Genomic DNA, 26,854 nt, shown 5'->3' with positions numbered 1-26,854 from the left:
ATTTGGCTATTTTGCGATTTTCATGGCGAGTGTTTTAGCAAAAAACCGCTTTAAGCCTTAACCCTTAACTAACGATGTTAAATCTGCAGGGCGATAATAAACTGATTTCAATACCTTGCCTTGACGAACGGTTTTACCCGCCATTTCAACATCTTTAGCGCACTTAGCAATTAAAAACTCACCTTTTTGACTGCCAACAATTTCTACGCCTTGTTTTGCATAATGGGCAATCGTTTCATCTAACTCTTGTTGATTGCGACACACTTTACTCATGTTACTTGAGTGCACTTCATCCCAGCATTTTATAAAATCTATTTCACGGTTTTTAGCCACATTTAACAATAGATCAATCAGATAGCTAATTTCTAAACGATCACTTACCTGAGACGCACCTAAGTGGACTAAACGACCCATTAACACATATACAGAGTCAACAATGGCATCAGCCTGTTCAACTTTACAATCTGCCTCAGCTAGCTCAGTTAACTCTTCAATAATAAGCGAGGTGTGAAGGGTATCTGCTTTACTGTCTAAACTTGATTCGTCGGCAACTGGAAGGTCAAATGTGCTGCGAAATTCAAAAATATCATGGTAAAGGTGATCAAAAATGGGCTGAGTTAACTGACTTAATTGCATGTGGAACCTTATAAATGGGTAATGAGTAGTTCATGTATTGGGTGATAAGGTAACTATGTTAGCTTTAATAACGTTACCCAAATGTATTACGTAAGCCTTTGGCCTTTTCAGCATGATGCTGAATGTTTATTGCCGCCGATCCTATCACATTTAAATTATCAACATTACTTTGGCTAAGCTGACTTATTTGATGAATATTATGGGTCATTTCAACGGTTACATTTTTTTGTTGCTCTGTTGCCACCGCACTTTGCTGGGTAAACTGATTTATTTCACTCATGCGTTGATACACTTGATCAAATTTTTCAGTCACTTGACCCATTTCATTTGCACAAACTTCGGCTTGTTGCTTACTGTTTTGCATTTGAACAGACCAGTCATGTAGCATGGTGTGCATTGACTGAATACTTTTAGAGATAGTATCGGTGGAGAGCTGCGTTCGGCTGGATAAGGCGCGAACCTCATCAGCAACGACGGCAAAACCTCGGCCTTGTTCACCAGCTCTGGCTGCTTCAATGGCGGCATTTAGCGCCAGTAAATTTGTTTGCTCAGCAATACCGTTGATTTCAAGCATCGCATTAGACACATTTTCCGCTTCTTTGGTTAATAAATGCGAATTTTCAGCCGCTGTGGTCACTGAATGACTTAGCAGTTCAATTTGTTTCTTATTGTTTTGCATGGTTTGACGATTTTCAACACAGACCAGTTGGGCTTCTTCTGCATGGTGTGATGTCGATAAGGCGTGTTGTGCCATATCTGACACCGTGTTGTTCATTGTTTCTATCGCGGTAGCGATATGATTAATCTGATTCTGTTGTTGCTCAATACTGCGATTAGCTTGCTTAGATGAGGCAACAAGTTCATTGGCTATTTGATCAAGGTTATTACCTTGATCCTGCGCACGCCCAAGCACTCCCTGCATTTTTGCCTGATTAAGGATCAGCTGAAAATCTAATACAGTGCTGTTGCCGTTACCACAAAATACCAAACGACTTACTGAGTCATATTTTTGCTGTAACTGCTGTATTTTAGCTGGAATAGTGAACAGTTCCTCCTTGAAAAGAACGGCCATTAAAATGGATAACGCCAAGGTGAAGAGTGCGGTGCCAATATTGAACATCACTGCCATAGCGATAACAGCTGCCATGATTATTATAGCAGCGACCGTTTTTTTATGGCTGAAACTCATGGGTGAAGAAAGCTTTTTGCCCTGTTTGATTTTGGCGTATAAGCTAGTGGCCCTAGCAATATATTCAGGCTTTGCTTTTATCCGAACAGATTGATAACCGATTACTTTACCATTTTCAAATAGAGGGGATATAAAAGCATCAACCCAATAATAACTGCCATCCTTACAACGATTTTTAACGATACCACGCCAAGATTCACCCGCTTTCAATTTATCCCAAAGCTCTTTAAATGCCTCTGCTGGCATGTCGGGGTGACGTACTAGGTTATGGTTATGGCTAATAAGCTCATGCTCACTGTAACCCGATATTCGAATGAAAATGGGGTTTGCATAGGTAATAATACCGCGAGTATCGGTTATTGACACCAGCTCGTCGCCCGCTTTTAGTTCAACTTCCTTATTAATGATGGGCTTGTCTCGCATCAGATACTTCCATAATGTTTAACGTACGCTCAGCGTAGGCTTTAATTGTTTGTTATTACCAATATTAGATGATGAAGGGATAACTTTCACGTTAGATCTTACTAAAGAGGTATTAAGTTAGCATTATCAATAAAAAACCGACTCAGAGAGTCGGTTTTAAAGAAGCTTTAAATATATCAATAACTACTTTATGAATGCAAAAGCATCACCATAAAGATGGGCTTCTTCGATACCTTGGGCTCTAAATACTTCACGCGCAGCGCCTACCATATCGAATCGTCCAGCAATATAGACGTCATATCCATTAAGGCTGATAAAATCTTGCTTAATTTGTTCCAGTAAATTGGCTTGTTTGCCTGTCCAATTTGCATCGGCCTGTTCAATAACAGGTATGAACTCTAACCACTCATGGGCTTGATGCCATTGACGTGCGATAGCTTGATAATACATAGCATCTTCGGTGCGACATCCCCAATAAAAATGGGTATGTACTTTTTCGCCGATAGCAATTTGGTGCTCAATGATACTTTTGATATATGAAAAACCTGTGCCGCCTGCAATCAAAATACGCGGACGGATACTGTCCTCGCGAAAATAGGCATCACCAGCGGGGGCTTCAATATCAATGTGAGTAGCGTTTTTTAAGCGCTCTACCACCTGCATTGGATAGCTTTCACTTACCGCAGCACCGATATGTAATTCAATTTCATCGGCATTGGGTGCTGATGCAATAGAAAAAGGACGTTTGTCTTTTTCACCCATAACAATACTTAGATACTGACCCGCTTTAAAATCAAAAGCAGTGTCAGGTTTAAGAACGACTTGGAATACAGCGTCATTAAACGGGGTGATTTTTTTAATCTGACAACGAATGGTTTTCATCTAACGTCCTTTAAGCCCTTTCTTTTGAAGGTGGTTTATCATTTGCTAAATTATAGCGTTTAGTTACTCTTAACTCACGTCTTACTGAGATGTTACTTTTTCATCATCAAAGTGTATTTCGACAGATTAACATACTCTATAGTGTAGCTTGACCATCAATACCCAGTTGTTCCCACATTTGATCAACTTTCTCTTTAACAGCCTTATCCATTACTATCGGTGTACCCCATTCGCGATTGGTTTCACCAGGCCATTTATTGGTAGCATCTAAGCCCATTTTTGAGCCTAAACCAGCGATTGGCGAGGCAAAGTCTAGGTAATCAATTGGGGTATTGTCTATCAGTACGGTATCACGTGTAGGGTCCATACGCGTTGTGATTGCCCAGATGACATCTTGCCAGTCGCGACAGTTTACATCGTCATCGACTACCACAATAAATTTGGTGTACATGAACTGACGTAGGAATGACCAAGCACCCATCATGACTCGCTTAGCGTGGCCAGGGTATTGCTTACGAATAGAGATAATCGCCATGCGATATGAGCAGCCTTCTGGCGGCAAATAGAAGTCGATAATTTCTGGATATTGTTTGCGTAATATGGGCACAAAGACTTCATTGAGTGCTACGCCTAACATGGCAGGCTCATCAGGTGGGCGGCCAGTATAGGTGCTGTGATAAATAGCATCTTTACGGTGAGTAATATGCGTTACCGTAAAGACTGGGAAGGCATCGGTTTCATTGTAGTAACCGGTATGGTCGCCATAAGGGCCCTCTTCGGCAACTTCATCGGGGGCTATATAGCCTTCTAGGATGATTTCACTGGTAGCGGGCACTTCTAAATCACAACTGATCGCTTTACATATTTCAGTACGTTCGCCACGTAAAAGCCCCGCAAAGGCATATTCGCTCATAGAATCTGGTACTGGTGTTACCGCACCTAAAATAGTGACTGGATCGCTTCCCAGTGCAACGACCACTGGATAGTTTTCTCCCGGGTGTTTTTGTTTAAAATCTTTAAAATCTAATGCACCACCGCGATGATCTAGCCAGCGCATAATGAGTTTGTTTTTACCCAAAAGCTGCTGACGATAAATACCTAAGTTTTGGCGTTTTTGACGTGGACCTTTGGTAATAGTTAATCCCCAGGTAACCAGAGGTGCGACGTCTCCCGGCCAACAATGTTGAATTGGTAGAGAGGTTAAATCAACCTCGTCACCGGTTTTTATGACTTCTTGGCAAGGTGGATTACGCACTATTTTAGGCGGCATGTTTAACGCTTGTTTAAACATTGGGATCTTTGAAATAGCGTCTTTAAAACCCGTTGGTGGTTCTGGCTCTTTTAAAAATGCCAATAATTCACCAACTTCCCGCAACGCTAGCGGATCGTCTTTACCTAGGGCCATAGCAACACGTTTAGGTGTGCCAAATAAATTGACTAAAACAGGCATAGAATTATTAACTGGGTTTTCAAACAACAAGGCTGGGCCACCGGAGCGTAATACTCTATCGGCTATTTCAGTCATTTCAAGGTGAGGGTCAACTGGATGACTAATACGTTTGAGCTCACCATTGGCTTCAAGATGGTTAATGAAGCTGCGTAAATCCTTGAAACTCATACCTACCGCCTATATATGCAATTCGATGTGGCGCGCACTATAGCATTTTTATAATTTGAGGTTAAGCCATTTGATCCCTATCGGGGTGTCATATGTACGTTATTTATGTGTGATTAAGAGGCTTAGGTGTAAACTGAAGTTGGGTGGTTTGACATTGACAAAGCTATGTATGTATTAACCGGGATGTAACGTTAAATGATCATGAAAATCAATATTATAAAGACGCTGCTGTTTGCGATTTTTATTAGCAGTAGCCATTTCGTTCTGGCACAAGAGCCATTAAGGTTCGATCTGCTCAATCAAGATACTGACTCATCTATTGGTCAGCAACAGAGTATTAGCCAAGGTTATCAGCAGGGTCATCGACAACACTATCAATCAAACCATCGACAACACTATCGACAAGGTAATCAATATGGCTACCAAGACCCTTGGCGTTGGGGGGCTGGCTGGAATAATCACTGGGGGCCAAATATTGGCATTGGCTGGAGTTCTGGTTATCGATGGGGAAATGATTGGGGATGGCGTGACCCTTGGTATAATAACAGACGTGCAAACTATGATTATGATCGAAATGACTATAATCGATACAACGAATATCCTAGACGTGAGGTCAGAGTCGAACCTGTTGTGGTTACTCCGCCAGAAAGAACAACCACATCTATCCAATATGACCGTGGCATAAAAACCTTACCTGAAAATGCTAGAGTGATTCAGCTCGAAGGGAAAACTTTATACGAGTGGCAAGGGGTCAGGTATGTCTATGACTGGTCTACAGAAACTTATATCAAAGTAGAGTAAAGGGATACAAACGATGAAAGGTACAGCCAAAATAGGTTGTTAATGTCATCTGACTAACGGGTTTAATTGATATTTTGAAATAAGCAGTAGTGGTTATGAGTATTTTGTTTTGCTAGATACATGGCTGTATCTGCGGCGGTAACAAGGCTACTACTACTATTACCATGTAATGGAAACTGACTTATACCAATGCTTGCCCCCACACTGAGTGTTTCACCATTGGCTATTATAGGCTGCTCTATCAGCATGATTATCTGATTAACTTTTGCAATAATATCATGCACATCATCAATATAATCTAACCATACAACAAATTCATCGCCACCCAACCTGCCCACAAAGTCACTGCTACGAAGGTGAGACGTGAGTCGTTGAGCTATGGTTATTAATACTTCATCTCCCATTTGATGGCCTAAAGTATCATTAATCATTTTGAATCTATCGAGGTCAATAAACAATAATGCTGCCTTGTCATCTCTTCTTATGCCTCTAGCAATGGCGATATCGATTTGTTTTATGAAGGCCCTGCGGTTGTAAATCGAGGTAAGTTCATCGTGTTCAGCTAAATAAGTCAGTTTGGCTTGCTGTGCGGTTAGCTTTGCGGTTTGCCTGGCAACCTCTTGTGTGAGCTGATCTTTTTTGACTGTGATGTTCTGTAATGAGGACTTCATATGGTTGAAATTGTCGCTCATTTCGGAAAACTCATCTTTCAGCGTATAGGCAATACGGCTTTCTAAGTCACCGGCAGCTAATTTTCGCATGCCGTCATTAAGCGCTTTCATGCCGCGTTTAAATCTAATCAGCGTGATAGATGACCAAAGGGTTGCTATGGCAGAGAGTAGTAATACGACCAGAGAAATAGATATGAGTAAAGATTGTTGGGTTTGTTTTGCCTGTGAAATGGTCAGTTGATGCAGACGATACATATCCTCAGTCATTCTTTCAATATTCATACTGTATTTTACTTTAAGTAACCGCACTGAGGTGGAGGTTCTTTTTGCAGTTGTCTCGCCATTTTTTGAGATCTGCTGAGTATTAAATAGCACTCTAACATTGGTGTTAAGGCGATTTAGGTTATCTAATACTTGCTGTTGCTTAGTATTCCACTGCATGTTTTTTGATAGCTCAAATGCTAAGTTAGCCTGTCTGGCATTAAGCTCTGTTAAACTGAGTTTGTCAGCGTATTCTTCATAAAGCCATAATTGGCTTCGAAGGCTGTCAATGCTGAGTTGAATTTGCATTGAGTGGTTAAGTTGTTGATAGATTTTTTGCTGGTAGTTGTGTGCTCGAAATAAAGCCTCACCAACTGCAAGCGTTAACAATGCACACAAAATAGCGGTTAATTTTAGTCGTGTCGCAAGTGTCATTAATGCTCATCCTGATGCTGACTGATAGCGGATTCAAATAGCTGTTTATCAATAATCATCCTGACATCAATTCGATTATCTTTAAGGACTAATCTATTGTCAATTGCCCATTGGGCTTGTGACTGTATGTTTGAAACTAACGCATTACTTAATGATACTCGAAAAGAGTAATCCTTCCATAAATAACGCAGTTGTTGTAAATCCATGTCTAATGTTTGACTGACAATGAGTTGCGATTCAGTAGGGTTCTCGCTAATAAAGTCAATTGCATCACTGAGCGCTTTAAGTAAACTTTGACGATCTTTCAGACTAACTTGATTTTGTTTTAACCCGATCAGGTTAAACGATAAGTTATACAGCCCTTTGGTACTCATAACCTGGTTAGCGTTTTGACTCCTTTGTAATATTTGATAACCCAATGGCTCCCAGGCTGAAATAGCATCTACCTCACCGTTTTCTAGCGCAGCTAATAGCTCATTAGGTTTCAGGTAGACCCTTTCTAAAGGCAAGTCTTGCTGATGATGAAGTATCAGTAGGCTATCAAAAAAGAATTCACTGGCACTACCTTTGATGATGCCTATTTTGGCATTTTTAATACTCGCTAGATTTTGATACTTTTTCGCGGATAAGCTGATTAATTTAATATCATTATCAGATTCAACAAAACTGGTTAAAATAGCAAAGTCGCTACGATAGAAGCTATTAAACATAGCTACAGTTTCTGATGCGGTGGCAAAATCGACTTGTTCAGTGATAAGTGCTTCAAAACATTTTACCCCACCTTCGTGTTCAATTAATTCAACATTTAAGCCATGCTGCTTAAAAAACCCCTTTTTATGTGCAATAAATAAAGGCGCCGATAAGGGAGTATTAGACACTGCAATCTTGATAACATTAACCGTACTGTTTTGTGGGGTAACCGTTGAATCGGGCTGACATGCGAATAATAGTGCAACAAGCAACATAAATACTGGGAGTTGAAATTTCATACATAATTGATTTTAGTTAATAATGGTAAGTGTAGTGACTAAAAGACATGTTCGCTAAATTGTTGAGTAAAAAACTGTTAATTATTATAGAAGTAAGTAAAAAGTCGTAGTTATAATCTGAATTTGACTAATCCTTATTATCTCAATGCTGGCGTTAACGGTAAAAATATTACTCACTATTAAGGGGCTAAATAAGGCTTAGCCTAATTATTGTCTTGTGGATTGTCTTGTGGATTGTCGTGCGGATAAAGTGGCAAGGGTGTTAGTGCGTCACTATTAGGCTTCTAGCGCCATATTATTATGTGTGGTTGTTGTTTGCATTGATATATCCCATTACTGGGGAATAATTGAATATATCCAAACACCCTTGCCGAAACTGGTTTATGCAATCATTTGCAATTGTTTATTTAAGCTTTGGATTTGCCTTTGTAAAGAGGCTATTTGTTCTGTGATTAGATCTTTTTTAACCTCAACGGGTTCAGTCGTTGATTTTACCCATTGGTATACCACTCTAGATGAAACGCCATATTCCTTGGCTACTTCTGATAACAAGCGGTTATGGTTAGTGACTTGATTAACCACTTGATTGATTAGTGTGTCTGGATAACGATTGCTTAGGTATTTTTTCATAATCAAAGTCCACTTTTTTGAATGCAGATATTTATCGTTTTTCAACTTCCCATTGACTAAAACCAACATTGGCAAAAAATGTGTAGTGTTGCTGAATTTTTGTAAAAATTGGGCTAGCCAATTTAAGAGTATGTCCAAAAACAGTATTAATCGTATTTAAGGTTAATTGTGTATTTCGCATAGTGCTCTCTCCAATAAGTCTTGCTAGCTTTAAATCTAGTACCACTTTGTAGGTACTAATTACTATATGAAAAGAGCGTGCCAACTATTTTTTTATTTATTTTTTATTTATTTTCAATGCGTTATGATTTTATGGTTTCTGTGGTGGTCGTAGGGTATGCAATATAATGGTGCAATTGCACTAATTCGGAGGGAGATTTAAATTATCCTAACTGCATTAATTTAACCTCAACTTAGCTCTGGTTAAGCGAGGAATTCAATAAATTAAACACGGTTAGCTATTTTAAAGCAAAGGTGGGTTCATGATGAAAAAGTAGATTCAATCGCTGGGGGAAGTGATTAGGATCAACAACCTTCTTCGAACTTGTCATTAATTAAATCGCATATAGCATCAAGCGCAGATTGTGCATCTGGCCCTTCAGCTATGATATCTATGGTTTTACCTAAGCCACTTTCAAGCATTAATAAGCCTAAAACACTGGCGGCGCTGGCCTTTTTTATCACCCTGGATCAGGGTAACATTGGCATTGAATGCATTAGCAAGAATAGCCAGTTTGGTCGCCGCTCGTGCGTGTAAACCAAGCTTGTTTGATATGATGACTTGGCGCTGTAAAAGACTCATTTAGTTAAGTTCCGACAAGTAACTTTATTGCGATTATTTGTGCTTATTTATAAGCTCTCGATGTCTTGCTTGAACAACATGTTTTTTACCACTTGAAAAACGTTTAGCAAGCTGGTCGGCGATATAAACTGAACGATGCTGGCCACCAGTACAACCAATAGCTATGGTTAGGTAGCTGCGGTTATTGCGCTCTAAGTGGGGCATCCATGTTTCAAATAGGTTTTCTATTTGCCAAATGAATTTATTTACCAGCGGTTGCTGGCCAAGAAACTCCTGTACCGGTTCATCTAATCCAGTAAAGGGGCGTAATTCTATTTCCCAATGTGGGTTAGGTAAAAAGCGTACATCAAACATAAAATCGGCTTCGGCGGGCATACCATATTTAAAACCAAATGACTCAAAATTGATCACTAACTCTTTATCAACACTGCCCATTAAAATTTCACGTACTTGATCACTAAGTTGATAAATATTTAGCTTAGATGTATCGATAAAATGGTCCACGTATTCAGAAATAGGCGCTAGTAGCTCACCTTCAAATTGAATCGCATCTTGTAGGGACATATTCTTTTTCGATAAAGGATGTAGTCGTCGGGTTTCACTGTAACGTTTTAGTAGTGCCTCATCACTTGCCTGTAAAAAAAAGCTTATGACTTCCGTATCCTCAGATAACCACGCTAGCTGCTGCTGTAATACTTTACCTTGCTCTTCTATATTTCGAACATCAACACTTATAGCCACCAGTTCATTGGTGTTTCTAAGCTGTTCTAATAGCCGTCCAATTAAGGGCAGTGGTAAGTTATCAACGCAATAGTAACCTAGGTCTTCTAGTACCCTAAGTGCGACAGATTTACCTGAGCCCGAACGACCGGATACAATGACTAATTTCATGCTGTGATAACCTGATAGAGTTCAGTTGAGTTACTTGCTTTTCGTAACTGCTTAAGAATATGTTTATCCGATAACTTTTCAGCCATTGAGGATAGGGTACTGAGATGTTGCTGACACTGGTCTGCTGGCACCAGTAATGCAAATAAGAGATCCACTGGTTGTTTGTCGATAGCATCAAATGAAATCGCTTCTTCGCACTTTATAAAAACCGCGATAGGGCGAACGATGGACGTTAAACGACCATGCGGGATTGCAATGCCAGAGCCTATTCCTGTGCTACCCATCTTTTCTCTAGCCACTAGGCTTTCAAAAATCTCTTGTGAAGAGAGGGATGGGTACTGGGCTGCAGCTAAATCGCTGATAAGCTCCAGTACCTTTTTCTTACTGCCCGGTGTGGCACAGGAGGTGCATTCCGGCTGCAGGATGGTACTAAGTTCCATCATTAATGCTTAGTTAATTTCTCTTTGTGTTTAATGACCTGACGATCGAGTTTATCAATCAGGGCGTCTATAGCGTGATACATGTCAGCATGTTCAGATGTCGCAAATACCTCAGCTCCATTCAAGCTGACTTTTGCTTCAGCTATCTGTTGTTGCTTTTCGACATTTAATACTACGTGGACATTATTGATCTGATCGAAATGTCGTTCAAGTTTTGTAAACTTACTTGTGACATATTCTCTTAGTGATTCAGTAATTTCAATATGATGACCCGTTAAGGTGATTTGCATATTTATCCTCCAATTGCCTAGGTAGATTATAAACTCTTACGTTGGTTTGAGGGAGGGATCATCATCGCTTCGCGGTATTTCGCTATGGTACGACGTGCAACATTAATCCCTTGTTCTGCCAGAAGATCTGCCATTTTACTGTCGCTTAGTGGTTTTTTCTGGTTTTCAGCAGCAACCAGCTTTTTAATAAAAGCTCTAATTGCTGTAGACGAACATTCTCCGCCATCATCAGTACTGACATGGCTAGAGAAAAAATACTTAAGTTCGAACAGTCCGCGCGGTGTGTGCATATACTTTTGTGTGGTGACACGCGAAATAGTGGACTCATGCATTTCGACAGCTTCAGCTATGTCATTCAACACCATAGGCTTCATGGCTTCAGCACCGTACTCAAAAAAACCTTGCTGAAATTGCACAATACAATTGGATACTTTAAGCAGGGTGTCGCTGCGGCTTTCTAAGCTTTTGATAAACCATTTGGCTTCTTGTAAGTGACCTCGAATAAATTGAGTGTCTGTTGAACTCTTACTGCTTTTTGCCATGGCGGCATATTGTTGATTAATACCTATTTTTGGCATGTTATCAGGGTTCAATTCAACCACCCAACGGCCATTCTTTTTGGTCACTGACACGTCTGGGATAACATATTCATCATCCGGTGGGGTGATCATCGTGCCAGGACGTGGATTTAAAGATTGAATTAATTCAATTGCTTCGCGCAGCTCATCTTCTTTTAGCTTAGTTTTGCGCATGAGTGTGCGAAAATCACGTCCAGCAATCAAATCTAAATAATCTTTGATTAACATTCTGGCATTATCAATATGGGGCGTGTCTGGTGCAAACTGAACAAGTTGAATCAATAAACATTCACTTAAGCTACGTGAGGCGACACCCAGAGGGTCGAAATGTTGTATACGTTTTAGTACCGCTTCGACTTCGTCTAATTCGACAGAATCATCGCCCATAGCTTCTAAAATATCTTCAGTACTTTGGGTGAGATAACCTGTGTCATCAATGGCATCAATAATGGCTGTGGCAATAGCGAGGTCTGTTTCAGAAAAAGGGGTTAGATTTTTTTGCCATTCTAAATGCTCGTATAATCCTTCGGATGTTTCACCTTGGAAGGGCATGTCATCATTTGGCATGCTGCCAGAACCCGAACCAGGGCTTGCCATTGGGGAGGCGCTGTACACTTCATCCCAGGTAGTGTCCATTGGCAAGTCTTCAGACATTTGCTCTTTAGTCATTGACTCTGCGGTGTCGACATTTGAAGTGTCTTTTTCGACTACAGGTGCGCTTACTTCATTGAAGTCAGTTTCTGATAGGTCTTTGGAGTTATCATTTTTGTTGCTAAGTGCTGAAAATTCATCTTCCATTTCAAGCAAAGGATTGGAATCTAATACTTGTTGAATTTCTTGCTGTAACTCCAAAGATGATAACTGCAGCAAACGTATAGCTTGTTGCAGCTGTGGGGTCATAGTGAGGTGCTGACCCATTTTAAGTTGGAGTGAAGCTTTCATTACTGCTGATCCCTAGAAGAATTCGGCTTTCTACACTGATTAAAGTGAGTGATAGTCGCAATTTTTTAACAAATGGTTTTACTTTACCTATACACGATCAATTAGCTTAGTCGCCAGAAACATTTTGCCAAGCAAGTGCTTCAGATCCTATTTAGATTAACTATAGCTTGAATTGTTCGCCTAAGTATACTGCTCGAACTTGCTGATTGTTGAGTACTTCAGTTGGGGTGCCTTCGGCAATCAAATTCCCCTGGCTAACAATATATGCCCGCTCACACACATCAAGTGTTTCACGGACATTATGATCAGTAATTAATACGCCTAGGCCACGGTGTTTGAGTTGCAGAATAATTTTCTTAATATCAATCACTGAAATAGGGTCAACACCCGCAAAGGGCTCATCTAACAATATAAATTTAGGATTGGCTGCTAAAGCGCGTGCAATTTCTACCCGTCGTCTTTCACCACCAGATAGCGACATGCCTAAGCTATCGCGAATATGGGTAATATGGAATTCTTCTAAAAGATGCTCCAGTTCCTGAATTCGCTCATCCGAAGTCATCGATTTTCGGGTTTGCAACACGGCCATAATATTATCGTGCACACTGAGTTTTCTAAAAATACTGGCTTCTTGTGGTAAATAGCCAATACCTTTTCGCGCACGTAAATGCATTGGGTCAGCAGTTAAGTCATCGTCATCAATTAAAATGCGGCCATGATCACTTTTGACTAAACCAACAACCATATAAAACGTGGTCGTTTTACCTGCGCCATTGGGACCAAGTAGTCCGACAATTTGGCCTGTTTTTACAGTTAAGCTGACACTTTTAACCACTTGACGACTTTTATAGCTTTTAGCTAAATTCTCAGCTGTTAAGGTAATTTGGGTCATTGGTTACCTTGCTTTTTTAACGGGATTTCAGGTAATTTTTGTGCTGGTGACTCATCATTTTGGAAATTTTCCGGTTGAATAATGGTAATAACACGATCTTCACCTTTACCGGTACTTTCAGCGATAAGTTCCTGAGCATTGATATTGTAACGGATCACGTTACCCGTCACTTTACTGCCTGCTTGATCTAGCTTAGCGTTACCGGTTAATAACAGTCCAGTTGTTGCTAAGTCATAACGAATTTCATTGGCGCTTGCTGTACCTATGCGACCATCATCAAGTTCTTGTGAAAATGTAGCAGGGTTACCGGTCGCAATGAGCGTTTTAGTCTGGCCGTTTTCAGCTGAAAATGCCCGCAGTTCATCGGCTTCGATATTGATCGAGCCTTGGGTAATTTTTACTGGGCCGTTAAAAATAATTTGATTATTTTTAACATCAGCTCGTTGACTTACGGCAGCAATTTTAAGCTCTTGCTTCAAATCGCCTTCTTTAGCTACGGCGTTTCCTGCTAATACACTAATCGCTAAAGTGCAAATAACACTGCTTTTACCGAGCAATGTGGTTAAAAACTTAATGTGGTTCATATGTCCCTTCTACCTGGCTGAGTAAGGTAATTTGTTCTGCATTGAGATCGGCAAATAGCCCTAAGCCTTGAATAATAAAACCATTACCTTTAATGGTAACTGACTCTTCAGAACGACCTATCATAGTGTTTAAATTAAAGGTGACTTGTTGAGTTTCAAGTGATTGTAATGGTTCTTCAATATCAATGGCATCAATTACTACATCGTTATGTAAACTGACTTCATTTGAATGTTGATCTAAGGTCGCATTTTTAGCTGTTATTTGCCACTGCGCTTTACCATTTTCAGGGTAAAGAAGTAGTACAGGCGCAGTAAATGAAGTGGTATTTGTGCTGGTGAAATGTTCCATATGCTCGGCGCTAACTTTGCTGTCAATAAACCCGAGTTTATTAAATTCTGTCGTGCGAAGATTGTCAGCCACAAAATCAGGTCGCTCAATTCTAGGATCTTTAATTAACGCCATTTGGTTACGTTTGACTTGTACTTGCCAATACAATACCAAGGCTAAGCCAAAAAATGCACAAATAGCCAGTGTGGTTCGATTCATATGCTCATACCATGGGCACTTTCAAATTTATTTTGGCTTAATAACAACAAATCAGTGAGTTCTCTTAAGGCACCATTACCACCTTTAATGGTGGTTATCATATGGCAATGTTGTTTCACGTAAGGATGGCCATCGGCCACGCTGACAGCAAGTCCTACTACTTTCATCACAGGTAAATCTACCATGTCATCGCCAATATAAGCTACTTGTTCAGCAGTAACGTTATATTTTTTGATTAATTCCTCGTAGGGAGTAAATTTATCATCTATTCCTTGATAGATATCTTTGATGCCTAAAGCTGTCATGCGATTTTCGACAATTTTAGATTTTCGTCCGGTAATAACCGCCACATTAATGCCACTGGTTAATATTGAGCGAACGCCATATCCGTCTCGTGTATGGAATGCTTTTGACTCTTCGCCGCTATTATTAAGGTAAATACGGCCGTCAGAAAAAACACCGTCAACGTCGCAAATAAGCAGTTTAATTTTTTGAGCGCGCAGCCAAATATCATCACTAATAGGGCCATAAAAACCTTGGTGAGTGTGCGTATTTATTGTCATGTTTAAATTACTCCTGCTTTGACCATATCGAGCATATTCAATGCACCAATAGGCTGGTGTGCGTCATTGACCACAATCAAACCATTAATGCTTTTCTCATCCATTATTTGTAACGCTTTAGCGGCCAAGATGTTAGCCGGGCTAGTGACACATTTTTTGGTCATAACCTGTGAAATAGGCGTGGTGCGAAGATTGACTTCTGCATCGATAACACGTCGTAAATCACCATCAGTAAAAATACCGACTAAAACATTATTACCATCAACAACCGCGGTCATACCTAAGCCTTTATTTGATATTTCATACAAGGCTTCAGTGATACAAATATCTTGCTGTACCAAGGGGAGATCTTTGCCTTGGTGCATGACATCATTAACCTTGAGTAATAATTTTCGGCCCAAAGAGCCCCCTGGATGTGAGAGGGCAAAATCATCACGGGTAAAACCTTTTGCTTGTAATAGGGCGACCGCTAAAGCATCTCCCATGACTAATGTCGCCGTCGTGCTTGATGTTGGCGCTAACCCAAGGGGGCAAGCTTCTTCTAGCACTTCAATACATAAATGCACTTTTGCCAGCTTCGCCATATTAGAGTCTGGTTTACCAGTAACTGCAATCACAGGAACGCCCATACGTTGAATAACAGGCATTAATGTCAAAATTTCACTTGATTCACCTGAGTTCGAAATGGCTAAAATAATGTCGTTTTTAGCTAATGCACCAAGGTCGCCATGACTGGCTTCTCCTGGATGAACAAAAAAAGCTGGGGTGCCTGTACTGGCAAATGTGGCTGAAATCTTATTACCGATGTGGCCAGATTTGCCCATGCCCATTACGATAACTTTACCTTTGCATTGCATGATTAATTCACATGCCTGCCCGAACGCATCTGAATCTACAAATTGGTAGAGATGCTCAAGTGCTGCTTTTTCAATATCAATGACTTTACGGCCCCATTGACGAAATTGAGTTTGGTTTGCCATGTATGTCTCTCTTGGTAAAGTCCTTTGTGCTCCATTAAGAAGCGTTGAATACAACGTATTGGTAAGCCACAAAGGTTAATAGTAATAAAACGCCATGCCAAGGCGTAAGCTGTCGCTTTGCACCGCTGGATAACACTAACACTGCTAATGCGGCACTGGTGCCCAGTACCATGTAAAAATCTCTGTTTACCGCTGTCGCATCAACCTCACCTGGTGAGATTAGCCCTGGAATAGCTAAAACCGCAAGAATATTAAATAAATTAGACCCGACTATATTTCCAATGGCTAAATCGTGTTCTTTTTTTAACACTCCGGCGATACACGCCGCTAATTCTGGCAAGCTAGTGCCAACAGCAATGATGGTCAGTCCAATGACTAAATCAGACAAACCGTAAATTTTTGCAATACCTACAGCTCCGTCTACCATCCAACCAGCTGATAGTGGTAAAAAAACAATGCCGATAATAATCCACATGATAGCATTAAAAGTAGGGACGCCTTTAGGGATCTCGCTGTCGAGTTCTGCATCCAGGGGATCAGCTTCTTTATTGCTTAAAGCTTGATAAATAAATCCACCCATAACAAGCAAGAAAGCCACGACTAAAATCACTCCTTCAACGCGTGTCAGAAAACCATCATGGATCAAATATCCAGCCAATACAGTTGCAGCAAGCATGAGTGGCACTTCACGTTTTAAGGTTTTAGAGCTGACGCTGATTGCCCCTAGTAAAGCTGTAATGCCTAATATAAGAGTGATATTGGCAATGTTTGAGCCAAGTACGTTACCTATGGCGGTATCGTTCATGCCTTCCATAGATGCCGTTGCCGCAACAAACATTTCTGGTGCAGAGCTGCCCATAGCGACTATGGTAAGCCCAATTAACATGGGAGGTAAGCCAAGATTACGGGCAAATGCAGACGCGCCATAAACAAATTTGTCAGCACTTATTACCAGTACCGCCAGTCCAACGCAAAGCATCAAAATATTAACTAACATGTCATCCCTTCAATTTATTTGAACATGAGCATTTTCCCTGTAAATGACCCAAATTGAAAGCTGCAATAAGTATAAATAAGCTAATCAATCAGTCGATTAATCTTTGTTTAAGATTAATTTCATTTAAGGTTTGAGTATTTTTATCGTGATGAGGTTGTTAGGTGAACAACATTCACGTAAAATTTAACCTTCATTTACGCGCCGGGATGGCAGCTATCTCTTCAAATATTATGTCTGAGACATCAACCGTGTTGCAAAATCCGCTTGTAGAAATTAAACACCTTGGCTTTAGTCGTGGTGAGAAAGTCATTTATGATGATATTTCTTTAACGATCCCAAAAGGGAAAGTCACCGCTATTATGGGCCCTAGTGGTATTGGTAAAACTACCTTACTTAAATTAATTGGTGCTCAGTTAACGCCCGATTCAGGTGAAGTATTATTTGATGGCCTCAATATGCATCAATTATCCCGTACTGAGCTATATCAAGTGCGCAAACGTATGAGCATGTTATTCCAAAGTGGTGCTTTGTTCACTGACATGAATGTGTTTGATAATGTCGCTTTTGCATTACGTGAACATTCAGGGTTACCAGAAACGATTATTCGTTCGATTGTGCTAATGAAATTACAAGCCGTTGGACTTCGTGGCGCAGCTTATATGATGCCTAGTGAGTTATCGGGCGGAATGCAGCGTCGTGCAGCGCTCGCCAGAGCTATCGCTTTAGAGCCTGAAATGGTGTTGTATGATGAGCCTTTTGCGGGGCAAGATCCAATTTCAATGGGTATGCTAGTTAAGTTAATTCGAGAATTATCAGATTCATTAAAGTTAACCTCAGTGGTGGTGTCCCACGACGTCAAAGAAGTCTTAGGCATTGCCGATTATGTTTACGTGATAGCGGATAAAAAAGTCATTGCAGAGGGCACGCCTGAGCAATTGAGAAAATCTGATAACCCGCAACTGATACAGTTTATTGATGGTGCGCCAGATGGTCCGGTACCATTTCATTATCCAGCAGTTGATTATCAACAGGAGTTGTTGAGTGAATCCGATTAATTTGATTGCTGCAATTGGTCGTTATGCCATTGGGTTAGTAGGCGGTTTTGGTAAGGCTGGCGTGATGTTATGGCGCGCCATAGTCCATGTCCCCAACCCTAAAAAAGGCCTACCCTTACTGATTAAACAAATCTACGTATTGGGCGTGCGCTCAATGATTATTATTATTGTATCAGGCTTATTTATTGGCATGGTATTAGCGCTTCAGGCTTATAATATTTTAGTCGGTTTTGGTACCGAAGACAGCCTAGGCCCTATGGTGGCGTTAAGCTTACTGCGTGAACTTGGACCTGTTGTTACCGCACTGTTATTTGCCGGGCGAGCAGGGTCTGCGCTTACTGCTGAAATTGGCTTGATGAAATCAACCGAACAGTTATCAAGCTTAGAAATGATGGCCATTGACCCGTTAAGACAAATTATAGCACCACGATTTTGGGCCGGCGTGATCAGTATGCCACTGTTAGCTATGATGTTCAGTTTAGTCGGTATTTTTGGTGGGCATTTAGTCGGCGTAGAGTGGAAAGGCATCGATACCGGTGCTTTTTGGTCGATATTACAAGCTTCAGTTGAGTGGCGACAGGATATTGTTAACTGCCTTATTAAAAGTACAGTGTTTGGTATTGTGGTGACATGGATTGCATTATATCGAGGTTATGAAGTGAAGCCTAATCCAGAGGGCATTAGTCGGGCGACAACCTCTACGGTAGTGCAGGCCAGTTTAGCTGTTTTAGCTTTGGACTTTTTGCTAACAGCATTAATGTTCGGAAATTAAGATTAATTTATTAACTATTTAAGTGGTTTAAGCGTATGTTGACACGGAAGATTGAGTTACTTGTTGGTCTATTTTTATTGTCAGGAGTGTTAGCATTTTGCGTATTGGTTTTTAATGTAGCCAATGTCAAAGTCGATACCCAAAATAATAATTATTCCCTCATTGCTGAATTTAATAATATTGGCGGATTAAAAGTGCGTGCGCCAGTAAAGGTCGGTGGTGTGGTTGTTGGCCGAGTGGCCGACATCACCTTAGATGATCGCAAGCTTGTTCCCATAGTGACGTTAACTATGGATAAGCGTTATGATCATTTTCCTGAAACCAGTAGTCTATCTATTTTAACATCAGGCTTGTTAGGTGAGCAGTTTATTGGCTTAACCCCAGGTTTTATGGATGATGATATCGACATGTTGGGTGATGGTGACAAAGTTGATGACACCCGCGGCGCGTTGATTTTAGAAGACCTTATTGGTCAATTGTTATATAGCATGTCGTCAAAAGATAAATAGGAGCGGTTTTATGCAAGCATTTTTAGTGCGTATCGTTAGCGCTGTTATATTGTTGACCAGTATTCAAAGCTGGGCGGCAGAAATTAATACTCAAGACCCATATAAGTTAATCGAACAAGTGGCCAATCAAACCTTTGATCGCTTTAAAAGAGATAAAGCGATAATCGATCAAGATTTAAGCCATTTAAAAGTCATTGTAGCTGATGAACTTATGCCTTATGTCGATTATAAATATGCCGCCTATAAAGTGATGGGCCAATATTTACGTGAAACCAGTGATGATCAAAGAACACGGTTTGTCGAAGCGTTTAAAGGTTATTTAATTGGCACTTATGCACAAGCGTTAACGGCTTATACCGATCAAACGGTCGCATTTGAACCGCCGTCAAATTTTAGTAAAGAGAAAATGGTTGAAGTGAGCGTGCAAATTATTGAGCAAGGTCGTCCGCCGATTAAAATTCAATTCAAAGCGCGTCGTTTAAAAGATAACTCATGGAAAGCATTCGATTTAGTCGCAGAAGGCGTCAGCTTACTTGCATCAAAACAATCTGAAATATCAAATTTAATTCGCCAGCAAGGCATTGAATCGGTCATTACTATGCTGAATGATAAAACAAAGCAAAAAATTGATCGCAAACTAGATAAAGAGGATAAAGCGGCGTGATTCAGTTTGAGCAGCAAGGTGATACTTGCCTAGTGCAAGGGCGTTTAACGCAAGATGAGGTCATACTTTTGTGGCCGAATCGACATCAACTGTTTACTGCATCTACCCAAGTGGTAGACTTGTCCGCTTTGACTTATGTCGATAGCGCAGGCGTTGCTATGCTGCTTGCACTAAAAGGATTAGTAATGTCAGAGCAAGATATGTCTTTAGGGACTATTTCGCGTATATTGCAGCATCCTGCGGCTCAATTACAAAAAATGATTGAGCTATACGATTTACACACTTTTTTTGCTGATAATTCTCGTTAATTTGATCGGCATTTAGTTCACCATTCACGATGTTAATTTTGTTAGATTAACATCGCAATAAAGGTATAAATTCATGGATTGCAAAGTTATTGAGCAAATTCTATCCGAAGCATTAGAACTGACAGAAGTTCATGCTACATCTGATGGCAGCCACTTCAAAGTTGTTGCTGTAGGTGAATGTTTTGATGGCATGAGCCGAGTAAAACAACAACAAGCAATATATGGACCGTTAGCAGATAATATTGCCAGTGGCGAGCTGCACGCATTAACTATTAAGACATTTACGCCGACCCAGTGGAAGCGTGAAAAACTTTTCAATATGTAATTAGAGAGCCAAGTGGATAAATTAACCATTAAAGCTAGCCAGCCTTTATCTGGCAGTGTTGTTATTTCAGGTGCTAAAAATGCGGCATTGCCAATTTTAATGGCAGGTGTACTGGCTGAAACTGACTTTATTTTAACGAATGTTCCAAGCTTGCGAGACGTTAGCACCAGCTGTAAGTTGTTACGCTGTTTAGGTGCTGACGTTGAAGAGTTAGGCCAAGGTAAAGTACGGATTTCTACCACTAACCTAAATGAATTTTGTGCGCCATATGATTTGGTAAAAACCATGCGCGCATCTATTTTAATTTTAGGTCCACTGCTTGCCCGTTACGGCACTGCAGATGTGTCTTTGCCTGGTGGCTGCGCTATTGGTGCAAGGCCTGTTGATTTACACCTTCATGGCCTTGAGCTAATGGGAGCTAAAATCGAAGTCAAAGAAGGTTATATAAAAGCACGTGTAGATGGTCGTCTCAAAGGTGCACATATCTTTATGGATATGGTCAGTGTTGGCGCGACTGAGAATTTACTGATGGCTGCCGCATTAGCTGACGGTACCACAGTGATTGAAAATGCTGCCCGTGAGCCTGAAGTGTCAGACTTAGCGCATTGCTTAATTGCAATGGGAGCAAAAATTACTGGTATTGGTTCAACTACGTTAACTATTGAAGGCGTTGAACGTCTGCAAGGTTGTGAATACCGTGTGATGCCTGATCGCATCGAAACTGGCTCATTTTTAGTTGCCGCCGCCGTCACTCGTGGGCATATTCGCTGTGAAGCGGCAGATCCTGGCTCTCTTGAAGCGGTAATATCAAAACTTGAAGACGCTGGTGCTACGATTACGACAGGTGAAGATTGGATTGAGCTTGATATGCAAGGCAAACGTCCAAAAGCGGTTAACATTAAAACCGCGCCTTACCCTGGCTTCCCGACAGATATGCAAGCTCAGTTTTGTGTACTGAATGCGCTAGCAGAAGGTACTGGACGAGTCACTGAAACGATTTTTGAAAATCGTTTTATGCATGTACCAGAGTTAAGCCGGATGGGCGCTAAGCTCGCACTTGAAGGTAATACTTGTATTATCGAAGGTATTGAGTCATTAAACGGTGCGCAAGTGATGGCAACTGATTTACGTGCTTCAGCCAGCTTAGTCATAGCAGGTTTAATGGCAGAAGGGATCACTACAGTTGATCGCATATACCACTTAGATCGTGGTTATGAGCACATTGAAGCTAAGTTTAAAGGCTTAGGCGGTGAAGTATTACGCGTGTCTTAACTTAAGTCGCTTAGAGGCAATCGATTAATTGCTAAATACAAAAGCCATCAATTTAAATTGATGGCTTTTTTCATGGCAGTTTATGCCATTTAATATCGTGTGGTTGGAATGTTTTGTGGTTGTGACTATTGATCAAAAGAGTTCTTTTCTACAACAAATACCGGTATTTCCAGTTTTAATCCCTCTCGAATAACCGTCAATAGCACTTTGTTACCAGGTGGTGTTTCTGCAATTTTATCCATTAACACCTCAACACCTGGAATATCGTCATTACCATAAGTAATAATGACATCCCGCGGCTGTAACTCCGCATTGGCAGCGGGCCCATTAGGGTCAATACCAGTAACAAAAACCCCTTTTAAATCAGGTAAATTTAAAATTTGCGCCACAACTGGGGTTAATGCTTCTCCGGAAATACCAATTGCGCCACGAATAACGCGTCCATCTGCAATGAGTTTGTCCATAATGCTGTGGGCTAACTTTATCGGGATAGCAAAACTAATGCCATTACCACCATTATCACCGCCGACTTTAAACGCTGCGGTATTTATTCCAATTAATTCACCAGTAGTATCAATTAACGCACCACCAGAGTTACCCGCATTAATCGCAGCGTCTGTTTGTAAAAAGTCTAAATAACCTGAGCTTAATCCACTGCGACCTGTTGCACTAATAATACCCTGAGTAATTGTTTGTCCAAGATTATAGGGATTGCCAATGGCTAACACTACATCGCCAACTAATGCTGGGTTAGTTAAGTTAATCGGCACGACAGGGAGGTTGTCACCTTCAATTTTTAACACTGCTAAATCTGTTTCAGGATCACTGCCAACCACTTCAGAGGTAAAACGCCGTCCATCTTGCAGTGCAATAACTATTTCATCGGCACGTTTTATAACGTGATAGTTGGTTAGAATATAACCTTGATTACTCATAATAACGCCAGAGCCTAAGCCCTGCAGTGAACTTGAGTTAAGTGGTGCGCGTTGATCAATACTTAAGCTATAAATATTAACAACGGCGGGTGCTGCACGGCGAACCGCTTTAGCAAAAGACAACTCACTGCCCATATTAGCACGCTGTGTTAAACCGCTTTTAAACGGACTGCCTTCAAATGAGGTTGCGATAAGGAAAACGGCAGCCATGATCAGACCAAATAAAATGGATTTGCCTAGATAAATACTAATGTCTTTAAAGTTCATAGTCTGATCTATGTTAAGTAAATAGCGCAAATACTAACATAACTGAAAAAATTAAGCATCGAGGTTGAATGCTCGATGCTTAATTAATGAATGCTAACATTAACTTAAGTGATTACAGTCAACAATCACCACTAATAATATTAAATAAATTACTCTCAGTATCGATTAATCATTATCGTAAAACTAAATAGCTCAGGTTGTTATCGCGTAGTATTTTAAGCGCGACTGAGCCCTGTTGTTTTTCTAGCAAGGCTTTAAAGGATTTTAAATCTTTAACCTGGGTGCGATTAATGCCGACGATGAAATCGCCTTTTTGCAAACCAGACATAGCAGCTGGAGAGCCTTGGGCAACATCGGTTATTTCAACTCCTCTAGAGCCATTACTAAGGGTAGTACCCTGAAGCATAGGATGTAATGCGCCTGCAGCGGCTTCAATAGCATCAGCTTTACCTAAAGTTGCTTTAACAGTTTTAGTGTCGCCATCACGTATAAGGCCAAATTCAACTTTTACATCAGCTCCCATAGTGGCCACTTTAGCGCGCAGTTCCTGGAACGACTTAATCTTGCGGCCATTAACGCTGGTAATAATATCACCCGCTTTAATGCCTGCCTTGGCTGCTGCACTGTCTGGCACCACTTCGCTAACAAAAGCGCCATGTTGGGTTTCTAGTCCGAATGCTGTAGCCAGTTCTTTATCTAAATCACGACCCGCTACCCCTAATATTCCTCTTCTTACCTCACCGTGTTCTATGATTTGTTGAACTAAGTTATTGACCATATTTGCAGGAATGGCAAAACCAATACCGACGTTACCGCCATTAGGTGCCACAATGGCGGTGTTGATCCCCATTAATTCACCATTTAAATTAACTAATGCGCCACCTGAGTTACCACTATTAATTGCAGCATCGGTTTGAATGAAGTTTTCAAGCATTTCAATGCCCAAACCACTTCGCCCTAAAGCACTCACAATACCGGATGTCACTGTTTGGCCCAAACCGAATGGATTACCTATGGCCACGGCAAAGTCACCGACGCGAACTTCGTCTGAGTCAGTTTGTTTGATCGCGGTGAGGTTTTTAGCGGTAATTTGTAATAGTGCAATATCGGATTCTTTATCTGCACCTATTAGTTTAGCTTCTACTTCTCGCCCATCGCTTAAACCTATTTGAATATCATCAGCACCATTAATGACGTGATTGTTAGTTACGATATAGCCTTTTTCGGCATCAATAATAACTCCAGATCCTAGACCTCGAAACGGACGTTCTTGGACTTGTTCACGCGGAGCGTTTGGACCAAAAAAATAACGAAATACATCGGGAACTTGCTGCTTAGATACTTGAGTACCTGATACTGCCACAGATACCACAGCTGGTGTGGTGCGTTCTAGCATAGGCGCTAAACTGGGTATGGATTGGCCATCAACAGATTGTGGAATAGCAGCAAAAGAAGTGGTTGGTATAATAGCTAATGATGCGGTTAACAGGGCAACAGAAAGTAAGCTTAATTTGGTTTTCATTAATATGGCTCCTTGGACATTCAAGCTAATGCTGAAAATATGGCGCTTGAGTGAGATAAATTAAAGTTAAATATCGTTAATCAGGTAAATTATTAGGTCGTTAAAATTCAAATTTTTGATAAACAATTTTTTCTATAAATGTCGTTGTTTCAAAATGAGCGTCAATTAGATTTGCCTTGAAACGTAAAAATTATGGAAAGTGGATATGTTATTTATTGGGAGTCGGTTTCGAATTGATAGTTCATTAACGATTAACAAAGGTTAATTTGATCGTTTAACGCGGTTACTCGTATTGAAGGTTTAATGTTATTATTCGCAGCAATTATTTGATGTAAGAGAGTCATAATCGTGTCTCAGTTAACCCCTTGGCAGCATTATCAACAAGATCTCACCCGTGAGAACTTCTCCCACGATCCAGCTCAAGAGCAAGCTGTTAGATCATTACAGCGTGTGTTTGATGAAATAATTGCTACCAATCAACCTATATCTGGTTTATCGAAGATACTAACCGCATTTGGGAAAAAACCAACAACATCGGTTAAGGGGTTATACCTATGGGGTGGCGTCGGGCGTGGCAAAACCTACTTAATGGATACCTTTTATGATGCGCTTCCAGGTGATAAAAAACTCAGGGCGCACTTCCACCGTTTTATGCATCAACTTCATCATGACTTGGGGGAGCTAAAAGGGGTGCAAGACCCGTTACTGACGATCGCAAAAAAAATGGCCAACCAATACCAAGTGATTTGCTTCGATGAGTTTTTTGTTTCTGACATCACAGATGCAATGCTATTGGGCACCTTGTTTCAAGCCCTATTTAAAGAAGGGGTGGCATTAGTGGCTACCTCGAATATTATTCCTGATGATTTGTACAAGAATGGCTTACAACGGGTCCGTTTTTTACCTGCTATCGCTCTGATCAATAAGCATTGTGAGATTTTAAATGTTGATTCAGGTATAGATTACCGTTTAAGAACTCTAGAGCAAGCTGAGATTTACCATTACCCGCTTGACGAATCTGCGGACTTGAATTTACATACTTATTTCAAACAGCTTGCACCAGAGTCTGAGGTGTTAACCGATGCTATTAATATTGATGGTCGCTTAATTAGTATCCGTCAGCAATCTCAAGGAGTGCTGCTCGCCAACTTCAGAGATATATGTGATGGGCCCCGTTCGCAGCGAGATTATATGGAGATAGCGCGAATTTATCATACCGTATTACTCAGTGGGCTTGAGCAAATGGGTGATCAGTTAACCGGTGATGATATTGCCAGGCGTTTTTTAGCTATGGTGGATGAGTTTTACGAGCGAAATGTAAAATTAATTATTTCTGCACAGGTGCCTTTAGAAGACATTTATACTAAAGGTATGCTCAATTTTGAGTTTCGTCGCTGCCGCTCAAGATTAATAGAAATGCAATCCCATGATTATTTAGCTTCAGAACATTTACCTTAAAAAATAGTATCAATACGAAATTAGCTGTTATTTTGAGCAAAATTAAATAGTAAAAGTGCTGCTAAAACGATCAAACTATTTAACGCTTTTTATAAATATCAGGTGATTTCTATCTCATGTTTGCGTATAATCCGCACCTGCCCTCGTTACTCCGTCGAATTGGGCGGAAGTTTTAAGCCAATATTCATGCTCGAAGGGGCAAGAATCGGTCCATTTTGTGTTAATTGCGACTTGCAGTTGGCATGTGAGACAGAATTTTAAACATTGGGTTTTTGTAAAAAATGAAGACTACATTTAATGCTACATCAGAAACAGTCACACGTGATTGGTTCGTCGTTGATGCCGAAGGTAAAACTTTAGGTCGTATGGCTACTGAAATTGCTACTCGTTTACGCGGTAAGCACAAGCCTGAGTACACACCTCATGTTGATACTGGTGATTACATCATCGTTATTAATGCTGAGAAAGTTACCGTAACTGGTAACAAAGCTGCTGGTAAAATTTATTACTCGCACACTGGTTTCATCGGTGGGATTAAGCAAATTTCTTTTGAGAAATTGCAAGCTCATAAACCTGAGATGATTATCGAGAAAGCTGTTAAGGGTATGTTGCCAAAAGGTCCATTGGGCCGTGCTATGTTCCGTAAACTTAAGGTTTACGCAGGCACTGAGCATAACCATGCTGCACAACAACCACAAGTTCTTGATATTTAAAACGGGAGTAAGC

The 26,854-nt window shown here is 40.6% G+C and carries 30 protein-coding genes and 1 pseudogene; 10 read left to right on the top strand and 21 right to left on the bottom strand.

The genetic code is table 11. From position 1 onward, the window contains the following. Positions 1 to 57: 57 nt before the first annotated feature. From ACRWQM_RS15800 to ubiD, 4 genes are all read right to left on the bottom strand, one after another. Positions 58 to 636 carry a nucleoside triphosphate pyrophosphohydrolase family protein gene (locus ACRWQM_RS15800; protein WP_434930582.1) on the bottom strand — a complete coding sequence of 193 codons (579 nt, stop codon included), beginning with the start codon at positions 634 to 636 and terminating at the stop codon, positions 58 to 60. Between the two features lie 73 nt (positions 637 to 709). After that, positions 710 to 2,248 (bottom strand): methyl-accepting chemotaxis protein, encoded by a 1,539-nt coding sequence (locus ACRWQM_RS15795; RefSeq protein ID WP_434930581.1) that lies wholly within the window; start codon positions 2,246 to 2,248, stop codon positions 710 to 712. Between the two features lie 183 nt (positions 2,249 to 2,431). Continuing rightward, positions 2,432 to 3,130 (bottom strand): NAD(P)H-flavin reductase, encoded by a 699-nt coding sequence (gene fre / locus ACRWQM_RS15790; protein WP_226411438.1) that lies wholly within the window; start codon positions 3,128 to 3,130, stop codon positions 2,432 to 2,434. A gap of 136 nt (positions 3,131 to 3,266) precedes the next feature. Then, complete coding sequence (gene ubiD / locus ACRWQM_RS15785) at positions 3,267 to 4,748, bottom strand: 4-hydroxy-3-polyprenylbenzoate decarboxylase (RefSeq protein ID WP_434930580.1); 1,482 nt, start codon at positions 4,746 to 4,748, stop codon at positions 3,267 to 3,269. Positions 4,749 to 4,949: 201 nt separating this feature from the next. On the opposite strand from ubiD, the gene ACRWQM_RS15780 reads away from it, so the two are divergent. Then, positions 4,950 to 5,549, top strand: a complete 600-nt coding sequence (locus ACRWQM_RS15780; RefSeq protein ID WP_434930579.1) for a hypothetical protein — start codon at positions 4,950 to 4,952, stop codon at positions 5,547 to 5,549. Between the two features lie 62 nt (positions 5,550 to 5,611). Here the strand turns inward: ACRWQM_RS15780 and ACRWQM_RS15775 are convergent, their stop codons facing one another. The 15 genes and pseudogenes from ACRWQM_RS15775 to ACRWQM_RS15705 form a co-directional block, all read right to left on the bottom strand. Next, entirely contained in the window at positions 5,612 to 6,916 is a 1,305-nt protein-coding gene (locus ACRWQM_RS15775; protein WP_434930578.1) for a diguanylate cyclase domain-containing protein, read from the bottom strand. Then, positions 6,916 to 7,905, bottom strand: coding sequence for an ABC transporter substrate-binding protein (locus ACRWQM_RS15770; RefSeq protein WP_434930577.1), 990 nt, complete (start codon positions 7,903 to 7,905; stop codon positions 6,916 to 6,918). Before ACRWQM_RS15770 ends, ACRWQM_RS15775 begins: the two co-directional genes overlap by 1 nt. Before the next feature lie 381 nt (positions 7,906 to 8,286). Then, entirely contained in the window at positions 8,287 to 8,535 is a 249-nt protein-coding gene (locus ACRWQM_RS15765) for a transposase (RefSeq protein ID WP_434930576.1), read from the bottom strand. A gap of 31 nt (positions 8,536 to 8,566) precedes the next feature. Further along, positions 8,567 to 8,716 (bottom strand): hypothetical protein, encoded by a 150-nt coding sequence (locus ACRWQM_RS15760; RefSeq protein ID WP_226411426.1) that lies wholly within the window; start codon positions 8,714 to 8,716, stop codon positions 8,567 to 8,569. A 344-nt stretch (positions 8,717 to 9,060) separates the two neighbouring features. Continuing rightward, a pseudogene (locus ACRWQM_RS15755) lies at positions 9,061 to 9,337 on the bottom strand (HPr family phosphocarrier protein). A gap of 33 nt (positions 9,338 to 9,370) precedes the next feature. Then, positions 9,371 to 10,228 (bottom strand): RNase adapter RapZ, encoded by an 858-nt coding sequence (rapZ, locus tag ACRWQM_RS15750; RefSeq protein ID WP_434928123.1) that lies wholly within the window; start codon positions 10,226 to 10,228, stop codon positions 9,371 to 9,373. Then, complete coding sequence (gene ptsN / locus ACRWQM_RS15745; protein ID WP_434928125.1) at positions 10,225 to 10,668, bottom strand: PTS IIA-like nitrogen regulatory protein PtsN; 444 nt, start codon at positions 10,666 to 10,668, stop codon at positions 10,225 to 10,227. Before ptsN ends, rapZ begins: the two co-directional genes overlap by 4 nt. A gap of 2 nt (positions 10,669 to 10,670) precedes the next feature. Further along, positions 10,671 to 10,958 (bottom strand): ribosome hibernation promoting factor, encoded by a 288-nt coding sequence (gene hpf / locus ACRWQM_RS15740; RefSeq protein ID WP_226411418.1) that lies wholly within the window; start codon positions 10,956 to 10,958, stop codon positions 10,671 to 10,673. A gap of 26 nt (positions 10,959 to 10,984) precedes the next feature. After that, positions 10,985 to 12,478, bottom strand: a complete 1,494-nt coding sequence (locus tag ACRWQM_RS15735) for an RNA polymerase factor sigma-54 (protein WP_434928126.1) — start codon at positions 12,476 to 12,478, stop codon at positions 10,985 to 10,987. Positions 12,479 to 12,638: 160 nt separating this feature from the next. After that, on the bottom strand, positions 12,639 to 13,370 hold the full coding sequence (lptB, locus tag ACRWQM_RS15730) for an LPS export ABC transporter ATP-binding protein (RefSeq protein WP_226411414.1): 732 nt from the start codon (positions 13,368 to 13,370) through the stop codon (positions 12,639 to 12,641). Then, entirely contained in the window at positions 13,367 to 13,954 is a 588-nt protein-coding gene (gene lptA, locus ACRWQM_RS15725) for a lipopolysaccharide transport periplasmic protein LptA (protein ID WP_434928128.1), read from the bottom strand. The genes lptB and lptA overlap by 4 nt, the downstream gene beginning before the upstream one ends. Next, a complete protein-coding gene (lptC, locus tag ACRWQM_RS15720) occupies positions 13,941 to 14,501 on the bottom strand; it encodes an LPS export ABC transporter periplasmic protein LptC (protein WP_434928129.1) in 561 nt (186 codons plus the stop codon). The genes lptA and lptC overlap by 14 nt, the downstream gene beginning before the upstream one ends. Then, positions 14,498 to 15,064 carry a 3-deoxy-manno-octulosonate-8-phosphatase KdsC gene (gene kdsC, locus ACRWQM_RS15715; RefSeq protein ID WP_434928131.1) on the bottom strand — a complete coding sequence of 189 codons (567 nt, stop codon included), beginning with the start codon at positions 15,062 to 15,064 and terminating at the stop codon, positions 14,498 to 14,500. Before kdsC ends, lptC begins: the two co-directional genes overlap by 4 nt. A gap of 2 nt (positions 15,065 to 15,066) precedes the next feature. After that, a complete protein-coding gene (locus ACRWQM_RS15710; RefSeq protein WP_434930575.1) occupies positions 15,067 to 16,044 on the bottom strand; it encodes a KpsF/GutQ family sugar-phosphate isomerase in 978 nt (325 codons plus the stop codon). Between the two features lie 34 nt (positions 16,045 to 16,078). After that, positions 16,079 to 17,041: a calcium/sodium antiporter gene (locus tag ACRWQM_RS15705; RefSeq protein WP_434930574.1), complete on the bottom strand. Its 963-nt coding sequence runs from the start codon at positions 17,039 to 17,041 to the stop codon at positions 16,079 to 16,081. Between the two features lie 230 nt (positions 17,042 to 17,271). On the opposite strand from ACRWQM_RS15705, the gene mlaF reads away from it, so the two are divergent. From mlaF to murA, 7 genes are all read left to right on the top strand, one after another. Further along, the gene (gene mlaF / locus ACRWQM_RS15700) at positions 17,272 to 18,096 is read left to right on the top strand and encodes a phospholipid ABC transporter ATP-binding protein MlaF (RefSeq protein WP_226416042.1); all 825 of its coding nucleotides are present in this window, start codon (positions 17,272 to 17,274) and stop codon (positions 18,094 to 18,096) included. Next, positions 18,083 to 18,868, top strand: a complete 786-nt coding sequence (mlaE, locus tag ACRWQM_RS15695) for a lipid asymmetry maintenance ABC transporter permease subunit MlaE (protein WP_434928136.1) — start codon at positions 18,083 to 18,085, stop codon at positions 18,866 to 18,868. The genes mlaF and mlaE overlap by 14 nt, the downstream gene beginning before the upstream one ends. A gap of 35 nt (positions 18,869 to 18,903) precedes the next feature. Next, positions 18,904 to 19,377, top strand: a complete 474-nt coding sequence (mlaD, locus tag ACRWQM_RS15690; protein ID WP_434928138.1) for an outer membrane lipid asymmetry maintenance protein MlaD — start codon at positions 18,904 to 18,906, stop codon at positions 19,375 to 19,377. Positions 19,378 to 19,387: 10 nt separating this feature from the next. Further along, on the top strand, positions 19,388 to 20,041 hold the full coding sequence (locus ACRWQM_RS15685) for an MlaC/ttg2D family ABC transporter substrate-binding protein (RefSeq protein ID WP_434930573.1): 654 nt from the start codon (positions 19,388 to 19,390) through the stop codon (positions 20,039 to 20,041). Further along, positions 20,038 to 20,349 carry an STAS domain-containing protein gene (locus ACRWQM_RS15680; protein WP_434928141.1) on the top strand — a complete coding sequence of 104 codons (312 nt, stop codon included), beginning with the start codon at positions 20,038 to 20,040 and terminating at the stop codon, positions 20,347 to 20,349. The genes ACRWQM_RS15685 and ACRWQM_RS15680 overlap by 4 nt, the downstream gene beginning before the upstream one ends. Positions 20,350 to 20,422: 73 nt before the next feature. Next, positions 20,423 to 20,674: a BolA family protein gene (locus ACRWQM_RS15675; RefSeq protein ID WP_434928143.1), complete on the top strand. Its 252-nt coding sequence runs from the start codon at positions 20,423 to 20,425 to the stop codon at positions 20,672 to 20,674. Positions 20,675 to 20,686: 12 nt separating this feature from the next. Further along, on the top strand, positions 20,687 to 21,946 hold the full coding sequence (gene murA / locus ACRWQM_RS15670; RefSeq protein WP_434928144.1) for a UDP-N-acetylglucosamine 1-carboxyvinyltransferase: 1,260 nt from the start codon (positions 20,687 to 20,689) through the stop codon (positions 21,944 to 21,946). A 125-nt stretch (positions 21,947 to 22,071) separates the two neighbouring features. On the opposite strand, the gene degS is transcribed toward murA, so the two are convergent. Beyond that, positions 22,072 to 23,148, bottom strand: coding sequence for an outer membrane-stress sensor serine endopeptidase DegS (gene degS, locus ACRWQM_RS15665; RefSeq protein WP_434928146.1), 1,077 nt, complete (start codon positions 23,146 to 23,148; stop codon positions 22,072 to 22,074). A gap of 172 nt (positions 23,149 to 23,320) precedes the next feature. Beyond that, positions 23,321 to 24,670, bottom strand: coding sequence for a Do family serine endopeptidase DegQ (degQ, locus tag ACRWQM_RS15660; RefSeq protein ID WP_434930572.1), 1,350 nt, complete (start codon positions 24,668 to 24,670; stop codon positions 23,321 to 23,323). Positions 24,671 to 25,018: 348 nt separating this feature from the next. Between degQ and zapE the strand changes: the two genes are divergently transcribed. Both zapE and rplM read left to right on the top strand, forming a co-directional pair. Next, a complete protein-coding gene (gene zapE / locus ACRWQM_RS15655) occupies positions 25,019 to 26,128 on the top strand; it encodes a cell division protein ZapE (RefSeq protein ID WP_434928148.1) in 1,110 nt (369 codons plus the stop codon). A 281-nt stretch (positions 26,129 to 26,409) separates the two neighbouring features. Beyond that, positions 26,410 to 26,841 (top strand): 50S ribosomal protein L13, encoded by a 432-nt coding sequence (gene rplM, locus ACRWQM_RS15650; RefSeq protein WP_226411384.1) that lies wholly within the window; start codon positions 26,410 to 26,412, stop codon positions 26,839 to 26,841. Positions 26,842 to 26,854 lie beyond the last annotated feature (13 nt).

This window comes from Shewanella sp. HL-SH5 (genome assembly GCF_051163755.1).
Classification (GTDB): Bacteria; Pseudomonadota; Gammaproteobacteria; order Enterobacterales; family Shewanellaceae; genus Shewanella; species Shewanella glacialimarina.
The sequence above is the reverse complement of the archived record's forward strand: the minus strand, read 5'-3'. Positions and strand labels throughout refer to the sequence as shown.